General features: G+C 48.0%; 9 tRNA genes and 2 rRNA genes. All 11 read right to left on the minus strand.

Annotated features, from left to right (window positions below):
• Window positions 1-129 precede the first annotated feature (129 nt).
• Window positions 130-205, minus strand: a tRNA-Ala gene (locus IEW76_RS20690).
• Between the two features lie 13 nt (window positions 206-218).
• Window positions 219-295 (minus strand) — tRNA-Pro (locus IEW76_RS20695).
• A gap of 10 nt (window positions 296-305) precedes the next feature.
• Window positions 306-382, minus strand: a tRNA-Arg gene (locus tag IEW76_RS20700).
• Window positions 383-395: 13 nt separating this feature from the next.
• Window positions 396-484 (minus strand) — tRNA-Leu (locus IEW76_RS20705).
• A 12-nt stretch (window positions 485-496) separates the two neighbouring features.
• A tRNA-Gly gene (locus tag IEW76_RS20710) sits at window positions 497-571 on the minus strand.
• An 11-nt stretch (window positions 572-582) separates the two neighbouring features.
• Window positions 583-667, minus strand: a tRNA-Leu gene (locus tag IEW76_RS20715).
• Window positions 668-683: 16 nt separating this feature from the next.
• Window positions 684-759, minus strand: a tRNA-Lys gene (locus tag IEW76_RS20720).
• Window positions 760-793: 34 nt separating this feature from the next.
• A tRNA-Thr gene (locus IEW76_RS20725) sits at window positions 794-870 on the minus strand.
• Between the two features lie 27 nt (window positions 871-897).
• Window positions 898-973 (minus strand) — tRNA-Val (locus IEW76_RS20730).
• A 12-nt stretch (window positions 974-985) separates the two neighbouring features.
• Window positions 986-1,101, minus strand: a 5S ribosomal RNA gene (rrf, locus tag IEW76_RS20735).
• Between the two features lie 135 nt (window positions 1,102-1,236).
• A 23S ribosomal RNA gene (locus tag IEW76_RS20740) occupies window positions 1,237-1,350 on the minus strand; the annotation flags it as partial.

The following is a 1,350-nucleotide window of genomic DNA, read 5'->3' on the forward strand; positions in this document are numbered from 1 at the left end:
AAGATCAAACTCTCCATAAAGTTAGAGTTTGCCTAGCATCAAATAAATGATTACTGGCTTTAAAAAAATAATTTAAAGACATTGACGTTACATGTTGTTTCGTTCAGTTTTCAAAGATCAAATGTTTAATGGTGGAGCCTAGCGGGATCGAACCGCTGACCTCCTGCGTGCAAAGCAGGCGCTCTCCCAGCTGAGCTAAGGCCCCATATTTAAGGAAATGGTCGGGAAGACAGGATTCGAACCTGCGACCCCATGGTCCCAAACCATGTGCTCTACCAAGCTGAGCTACTTCCCGTAATAGAAAATGGCGCGCCCGAGAGGAGTCGAACCCCTAACCTCTTGATCCGTAGTCAAACGCTCTATCCAATTGAGCTACGGGCGCTTAGTATTTGCAATGGTACCGAGGGCCGGACTCGAACCGGCACGGTAGTTACCTACCGCAGGATTTTAAGTCCTGTGCGTCTGCCAATTCCGCCACCCCGGCAGGACTTTATAATGGAGCGGAAGACGGGATTCGAACCCGCGACCCCCACCTTGGCAAGGTGGTGTTCTACCACTGAACTACTTCCGCATATGAAGTTATGGTGCGGGTGGAGGGACTTGAACCCCCACGTCGAGAGACACTAGATCCTAAGTCTAGCGCGTCTGCCAATTCCGCCACACCCGCACGGTGTGAAAAATAATGGTGAGCCATGGAGGATTCGAACCTCCGACCCTCTGATTAAAAGTCAGATGCTCTACCAACTGAGCTAATGGCTCTTACTAATCTATATCAGACGTATTAAAATCGAAATGGTGCCGACCGAGGGACTCGAACCCCCAACCTACTGATTACAAGTCAGTTGCTCTGCCAGATTGAGCTAGGTCGGCTTAACGATCTTTAGTTTTAAAAAGAAATGGTGGAGGATGGCGGGCTCGAACCACCGACCCCCTGCTTGTAAGGCAGGTGCTCTCCCAGCTGAGCTAATCCTCCATATTTTATAAAGCCTGGCGGCGTCCTACTCTTGCGGGGGTGAAACCCCGACTACCATCGGCGCTGAAGAGCTTAACTTCTGTGTTCGGCATGGGAACAGGTGTGACCTCTTCGCCAAAACCGCCAGACCTTATTGATCCTTTTTGCAAGGACAAGATATATTTTACTTTATCTATCCAGCAAAGTCAACAGGTATTTTAGATTTTTTTCTAAGTACCTTCAAAACTAGATAAGAATTAAGACATAACCATTTTTCACTTTAGTTAGATAAGCCCTCGATTTATTAGTATCGGTCAGCTGCACGTGTCACCACGCTTCCACCTCCGACCTATCAACCTTGTCGTCTACAAGGAATCTTACTCACTCGAAGTGATGGG

The organism is Pontibacillus salipaludis (assembly GCF_014642405.1).
In the GTDB taxonomy this organism is placed as follows: Bacteria; Bacillota; Bacilli; order Bacillales; family BH030062; genus Pontibacillus; species Pontibacillus salipaludis.